Source organism: Hydrocoleum sp. CS-953, from assembly GCF_002260545.1.
Lineage (GTDB): Bacteria > Cyanobacteriota > Cyanobacteriia > Cyanobacteriales > Microcoleaceae > Trichodesmium.
On the sequence record NZ_LGSU01001182.1, the window covers coordinates 1 to 7,624 of the forward strand.

General features: G+C 33.8%; 6 protein-coding genes. 2 read left to right on the top strand and 4 right to left on the bottom strand.

The features are described from left to right. Positions 1-166 precede the first annotated feature (166 nt). Complete coding sequence (locus AFK68_RS19190) at positions 167-718, bottom strand: DUF2062 domain-containing protein (RefSeq protein WP_094674223.1); 552 nt, start codon at positions 716-718, stop codon at positions 167-169. Between the two features lie 2,238 nt (positions 719-2,956). On the opposite strand from AFK68_RS19190, the gene mnmE reads away from it, so the two are divergent. Further along, the gene (gene mnmE / locus AFK68_RS19205) at positions 2,957-4,348 is read left to right on the top strand and encodes a tRNA uridine-5-carboxymethylaminomethyl(34) synthesis GTPase MnmE (RefSeq protein WP_210407503.1); all 1,392 of its coding nucleotides are present in this window, start codon (positions 2,957-2,959) and stop codon (positions 4,346-4,348) included. 332 nt (positions 4,349-4,680) lie between these two features. Continuing rightward, a complete protein-coding gene (locus AFK68_RS19215; protein WP_094674231.1) occupies positions 4,681-5,109 on the top strand; it encodes a hypothetical protein in 429 nt (142 codons plus the stop codon). A gap of 152 nt (positions 5,110-5,261) precedes the next feature. On the opposite strand, the gene AFK68_RS19220 is transcribed toward AFK68_RS19215, so the two are convergent. From AFK68_RS19220 to AFK68_RS19230, 3 genes are all read right to left on the bottom strand, one after another. Further along, the gene (locus AFK68_RS19220; protein ID WP_094674233.1) at positions 5,262-5,774 is read right to left on the bottom strand and encodes a DUF3122 domain-containing protein; all 513 of its coding nucleotides are present in this window, start codon (positions 5,772-5,774) and stop codon (positions 5,262-5,264) included. A 154-nt stretch (positions 5,775-5,928) separates the two neighbouring features. Further along, positions 5,929-6,561 carry a 4Fe-4S single cluster domain-containing protein gene (locus AFK68_RS19225; protein WP_094674235.1) on the bottom strand — a complete coding sequence of 211 codons (633 nt, stop codon included), beginning with the start codon at positions 6,559-6,561 and terminating at the stop codon, positions 5,929-5,931. A 39-nt stretch (positions 6,562-6,600) separates the two neighbouring features. Then, positions 6,601-7,395, bottom strand: a complete 795-nt coding sequence (locus tag AFK68_RS19230; RefSeq protein WP_094674237.1) for a radical SAM protein — start codon at positions 7,393-7,395, stop codon at positions 6,601-6,603. Between the last annotated feature and the right edge of the window lie 229 nt (positions 7,396-7,624).

The following is a 7,624-nucleotide window of genomic DNA, read 5'->3' on the forward strand; positions in this document are numbered from 1 at the left end:
GGATTGCTATATATATTATATACAGTTGAAAATCTATTATCATTCTTGAAATGTGCAACCCCCATTATTGGGAGAAGCTTTCAACCTAGATTCAATTAATTATCAATTATCCATCAGATTATATTGTGTCAATCAAATCACTAGACAAATTTCCAAACAACTGAATTTAATATAGATTATTCCCTAAGTTTTTTCGGCGCTCTCTACGCCACCAACGGATTAGTTTTAACCCCACAAAATAACTTAATATTCCTCCTATTATACCCATTACCAAACAACCTAAAAACAGAGACATGACAAATTGAGTTCCATATTGCATTAACTCTGAAAATGAAAATATACTTTCAGGTACAAACTCTTGTTGACAGTTAAGTAACCATCGACCAACTTGAAAGTTAATTGCATATATTGGTAAATAAGTTAAGGGATTACTTACCCAAGTACCAGCAGCAGCTGCAATTTTATGACCTTGGAATAGGGTCGCTAGTGCTATACCAACTATGGTTTGCAGACCAAAGATAGGAAATAATCCAGCAAAGACTCCTAGTGCTAAACCTCTAGCAATATATTCGGGAGTCCCCCGCATTCGGATAAAGCGCCAGTATAAATATCGCCCGTATCTATGCAAATGGGGTAGTTTATTTCTTTGTGATGGAGATTTTTCTGTATTTAGCTTAGGTAGTAGTTGCTGAGGAATTTCTGAGATATTTTTGAACATACTCAAATAAGTTTACTTTTTCTAAATATTATATATAGCTTTAAGCAAACAGCTACCCTCTTAACCAATGGATAATGGATAATTGATAATTAATCAATCCGGCTTTATTGCCTCTCCTAAATAATAGATCATTGATAATGAATATTGCGTTCCACAAATATGTTGGCAATAGTCGAAAAGCTTTTCATATCGGCGACAGCCGAAAACAAAAATAATTATCAATTATCAATTAATGAACTGTTGCCTACTATATGCAAAAAGTTTATATCTTTTTCACGCTTCTGTCTAATAAAAGAAATAAATATCTATTGTACCAAAATTTGTACTGAGGGCTATTTGCATATTCTCTAATGCTTTAACTAACCATTGAGATTTTTTTTGTGTAGAAAATTTGTAATGGTTAAACAAAATTGCAAATCGTTTCTCTAAGTTTGGTCTAACTAATTGACATACTAATAGGATTTTTAGTAGTAGTCCTATTGTTATTACGGGTCCTAAATTACTAATCAGATTAATAAATAAGAAATGTTCTGGTTGCTTTTGATTACGCAAAATAAAAAAGCTTAATAATTTATGACAGGTCTTAATCATTAAAAATTCACTTAATAGCTCATCATCACTATCAGACATCATGGTTTGTAAATATTTGTATAGTTTATCTTGAAGCTGAACTCGAATCTGATGAGGTGCAACATCAAAAGATGTAATTAGGTACTCATAAAAATTGTCTTTAAAACAGTGATATGTTTTTCGGANCACTATCAGACATCATGGTTTGTAAATATTTGTATAGTTTATCTTGAAGCTGAACTCGAATCTGATGAGGTGCAACATCAAAAGATGTAATTAGGTACTCATAAAAATTGTCTTTAAAACAGTGATATGTTATGGGTAATGTACTATAAGCTAAAAACCGTTTAGCATAATTTCTATAAGTTTCATTACCTTCTACTTTACCTACAAATTGTTTGATTGATAATAAGAGTTCGTCATTTGATAATAAGGTGGGATTTTTAACGGATTGTAATTGTTTAGTAACTATAGAGCTTTTAAGTTTACTAAGCTGTAGTCGGGCTTGTTGAGTAACATAATGGGATAAATTAATTTCATATTGTTTCTGTTTTTGCATTTGCATTTTTCTGATTACTTGTTGATGTTCTTTACTACTATTTGGATTAATCAATAAATATTTATATAAATATGGATAATGGTAATGGAGATTTTCTAAAGGTTGATTGAAATTGTTATTACTATCATTTTTATATGATAGATTCATTAGTTCTACTATACGTTTTAAGCTCAAATACTGTTGACTATGAGTAAAATTTCTGACAAGTTCTAGCATTTTTTTTGTGTGGCGAGAAGTATAATAGGAAGATTCAGATTTATCGCTCGCTTGTTTAAAGAAAGTCATTAGTTTTTTTAAAGCGTTTTGTTTGTCTTGAGGTAGTTGCTGATGATTTATCAATATATAACAGCAACGATTCAAGATATAATTGAATTTTTCTTGGCATTCTGGGAATTCTATAATTTTCCTTAGCGCTGTCGATATTTCTGGAGTTTGGTATGGGGAACATTGAATAAATAGTATCCGAAATCGCTCAATAATTTTATCGATGGATTCTGTTGAAACCAGTTCTAAAAAGTGATGATAAATCTTTTGTTCTTCTACACTTATTTTTTGCTTGTCGGAATATGTAGTGATGATTTTTTGACTTTGATATTTCATGGATATATGCCTCCTGGAAAAAATAATATTGTTGTTAGTGCAGCTTGGTAGAAATAATCCGCGAGTTAATCATTAGATTTGTCGCTTTATCAAATAAAAATTTTTGTCTCTCAACTTTATTGAGTTACAAAGCATTTTAATTTCATATAGTCATATCTCAGTAAAAATACGATTGTTAATAACCTGATTATTGACCATAACATAGTCAAAGAAACAAAGTTGTCGATATCGACAGTAAAGATCGACAACTTTTTGATAAATTCAAAAATTATTGTAGGGTAATATATTCAGCATAAATTGAGTTAAAATCGACAAAAGTATTGTTGAAATTTGTCGATCTTCGACAACATTAATTATCATAGATTGTGGTAAAATAAATATTCTAATGATTGTTGTTGCTATAATTGTTCTCACAGAAAAAAATTAAATTCAGTATCTCCATTCTCCCTATTGCAAGAGGTACTGATAACTGATAACTGATAACTGATAACTGATAATTGATAACTGAAATGACTCCTGGAAATACTATTGCCGCGATCGCTACTGCTATTGTTCCCCAACAAGGAAGTGTGGGGATAGTCAGGATGTCTGGTTCTGAGGCGATGAAAATTGCTAAAATTCTATTTCATGCACCGGGGAAACAGGTTTGGGAGACTCACCGCATTCTTTATGGCTATATTCGCCATCCCCAAACTGGGCAATTAGTAGATGAAGCTTTGTTATTGATTATGAAGGCTCCTCGTTCTTATACTCGTGAGGATGTGGTAGAGTTTCACTGTCATGGTGGAATTATTGCCATACAAGAAGTATTACAATTATGTATTGAGGCGGGGGCGCGACTAGCTCAACCAGGAGAGTTTACTTTACGAGCTTTTTTAAATGGACGATTGGATCTGACTCAGGCTGAAAGTGTTGCGGATCTGGTGGGTTCTCAATCTCCTGCTGCTGCTCAAGTTGCTTTGGCAGGTTTACAGGGTAAGTTAGCTAGTCCAATTCGTCAGTTAAGAGCTGGTTGTCTGGATATTTTGGCCGAAATAGAGGCCAGGATTGATTTTGAGGAGGATTTACCGCCTTTGAATGAATCTGAGATTAGTCAAAAAGTGGATAGTATTTTGGTGGATTTGTCAAGGGTATTAGCAACGGCAAGTCGGGGGGAGTTGTTACGGAATGGTTTGAAGGTGGCTATTATTGGACGTCCGAATGTGGGTAAGTCCAGTTTGTTAAATGCTTGGAGTCGTAGCGATCGCGCTATTGTGACGGATCTTCCTGGTACAACTAGGGATGTGGTGGAGTCTCAGTTGGTGGTGGGTGGTATTCCGGTGCAGGTTTTGGATACGGCGGGTATTCGCGAAACTGAGGATCGGGTGGAAAAAATTGGGGTGGAGCGATCGTGCCGGGCTGCTGAATCTGCTGACCTTGTTTTATTGACTATTGACGGTAAAGCTGGTTGGACGGAGTTAGATGAAGTTATTTATCAACAGGTAAAAAATCGTTTAAAAAATAGTTCTTTGATTCTAATAATTAATAAAGTTGACTTGGTTCAGCAGGAGTTAATTAAATCTATTTATTACCCAGAAACTATTAAAAATGTTGTGACTACAGCAGCTATTAATAATCAAGGGATTGAGGAACTGGAAGCAGCGATTATTGATGCTGTAAATTTGGGTAATGTGCAGGCAGAAAATTTGGATTTAGCTATTAATCAAAGGCAAGCAGCAGCTTTAACTAGAGCTAAGGTGGCTTTGGAGCAATGTTTAAATACTATCAAAAATAATTTACCTCTAGATTTCTGGACGATAGATTTAAGGGGAGCAATTTATGCTTTGGGAGAGGTTACTGGTGAAGATGTAACTGAGTCTGTTTTGGATAGAATTTTTAGTCGCTTTTGTATTGGAAAGTAATTTTTCAGGCGTTGCATAATCTAGATATGAATTATAAATATTTACCTCCTTTCAGACCATGGATGAAAAAAGAATGTTACAAAAACCATGAAAATTATACCCGCGCTTCAGCAACGCCATTTTTCAAAGTTTGGCCTCCTGCTATTTGGCTAAAGATAATGCTCAAACTGAGTTAGGGATTACTTCTGACTTCTGACTTCTGACTTCTGACTTCTGACTTGCGCGTAGCCCTGAGAAAATTATGAGAATTTTGATGACAATTTATGATAAATTGTGATAAAGTTTTACATAACATAACAAAAGAAACACAAAAATAAGGGTAGAAGAAAAAGATGACTGGCTTTATTAGAGGATTGTTTGGAGGAAGCGATAATCAACCAAAGGAAGATTTCTTCCTAGATCAAGATGCTGCAAGTAGTCTAGGTGATGTAGATTTTATGCGGAAATCTAAGACAGTTAAGAGGAGCTATCCCAAAGCAGCAGGTAAAATTAATTTGATAGAAGGAGAGACAGAAAAGGCTGTTTCTTCTATGCAAATAAGAGAAACTGGAGCAGAAACAAAACCTGTTTCCTATTCTGCTCCTCCAGCAACTGCTCCTGTAGCAACTGCTCCTGTAGCAACTCCTCCTACAGCAACTGTTCCTGCAGAAACTGCTCCTGCAGAAACTCCTACTCCTCAATTCGAGCCTGTAATATCTCGTACTCCTGATTCTGGTATGAATATGTTCCGGGACATGGCTCGTAATATCAAGAAAAGGTAATAATTATAATTAGCAGGATTTTGGTTACCAAAGCCCTACTAAATTAATTAAAATATAGCAATCCAATTTAATGTTTGAGATTCTAGCATTGAGCAGATAGATTTATTGCATAATGACAGACTTTCAATAGCTAGTAAGGATTGCTATATTTTTTATTTGCGACTAATAACTTCTTGCCATTCTAACAAGACTGGAAAAGGTATTTTGATTTTTGCTGGTTGGTTAGTTTTTAAGGGTAAAGATAGAAAAATTTTAGCATTTGTTTCGAGGTCAAACAAAACTTCTGGAAATTGATACTCACCCACGTTAGTAGCTGGTGCTTTTTCCGCAAAATTATCTCTAGCTAGGGATATTTTATTCTGACCATAACTAATTTTTAAAGGTTGTGGATGAGTAAATTCTACAGTGCCAGGAAAACCTACTAGGCGCAGATTAATAGTATCTAATTCACCTGATTTTAAACGTTTATAAAATACTACTTGCCAGGGTTTTCTTTCTTCGTCTCTTAAAGTATGTTTGACTTGATAAACTATTTGAGCAGGTGTTTCTTCTATTTCTCGAATTAGAGCATTTGCTGAGTTAAGTTTAAAGCTACCTTGATAAACTAATATCAGGAAAACTAATCCAATTATCAACATAATTTGCGAGAAAAATTGTTTAATCATTTAATTAACTTGCTTAATGTTAATTATTTATGTTTTTATATTTCTGTAGGGACGTTGATGCAACGTCCCTACAGCCTTAACTAGCTATTAGCTTTTAGCATTTCTTTTCCAGGAGGCTTTTCATTTGGGAACCAAACTGTTAACTGATAACTGATTAATTCTCTCCTAAACCTAACTGTCCCCAATAACCAGTAAATATCCGACTGCCATCTTTAAGTACATGAATTTCTAGGAGATCGCTTGCCCAATTTAATTGATTTTTTAAAGTTGGATTAAATACTCTCACTTTTTGATTACTGGAAGAAACTAGAGAATTAGGAGAGTGAATAGCTAAGGGTTCTACAAAAGGTCCATCAATCAAAATATCTAACTGAGATAATAATTCTTTAGCACCAACAGGTGCATTTTTTGATTGTAATTCTCTGAGGGTAAATCCGCTAAAAGACATTACATTTAAACCTCTAGATTTTAATATTTTTGCTAATTCTGCTAGTGCTGATGCTTGTAAAAAAGGTTCTCCTCCAGAAAAGGTAACTCCTGTGTTGCGAGGATTATTTAATATTTTATTTGCTAGTTCTTCAATACTTATTAATTGGTTAATATCAAAAGACCAAGAATCGGGATTAAAACAGCCAGAACATCCCTTTTTACAGCCTTGTATCCATACTACCGCACGACAACCAGGACCATTTACTTCTGACTCATCCACATAACCCATAATATTCAAATATCCTGGTGGAATTTGTACTGGTGTTGTTGTTGATAATTTAGCTGTTAGGTTACTCATATTTGACTCCTTTTTTTTTATTATCAAAAAATCTGAATACTATTTCTGTTTATAACGAACCGGAATGTTTGTATTTTTGTAAATTTCATCTGCAAATTCTTCTAAAATATCTTGATTAACACACTTGAGTTTCTGTACTGCATAAGGGTGAAATTCTGTATGGTTTCCCCTGGCATCTAGTTGATGTTTTAAAGGTTTAGGTCGCGTAGGTGTGTTGAGTTGAATTTCATCAGGTTTTAGAGATTTTATCAAGTTAATATATTCGGCTCTTGTTTGAGGATTCCATGGAGATAATATCATTGTTTGAATAGCTAATTTACCTTGATATTTTTCTCTAAATTCTTGTATTCCTTCCCAGATATCTGAGAGATTAAATGTTTCTGCTGGTCGATTAATTCCTTGTAGTTGTCTTTGATTAATTGCATCAATTTTGATTGATACTCTCTCTGCTAAATTTAATGCTAATCTAACTTCTGGATTGGTTAAGGTTGTACCATTTGTTAATACTAAAATTGGTTTATTTGTTAATTTTTTTGTTTCTTGTATAATCTCTTGTAAGTTCAGAGCTAATGTCGGTTCTCCACTGCCACTAAGAGTAATAATATCTACATCCCACGGTGCAAATTTTTCTAGTTCTAATAATATTTCTTCTGTCGGAACGTAGATTAAGCGATCGCTTGTTTTTTGTTGGATTTCTCCTAGCTGACAGTAAACACAATTGAATGAACAAGTGGAAATTTTTCCTATGGGATCTATGCCTAGGGAGCGACCATATCGCCAAGATTTTACTGGTCCATAAACTGGTATAAATTCATCAGTTGATTTTGTCATCATTTGATTTGATTTTTTATTATCGTATCTATTAATTATTGATGAAATTTACCGAAAAATTAAGGTATAAAGCCTCTCCATTCATGGAGAAAAAAGCGGTTAAGGGATGGCGAGGAGACCTAGCCATATCCAATCAACCAAGAGAAGAAAAAAAAATCCTTGAGCGCCAATCCTTCTATTACAGAAGAGGTAATTATTAATTATTAATAATTAATTGTTCAAGGTTCTATAT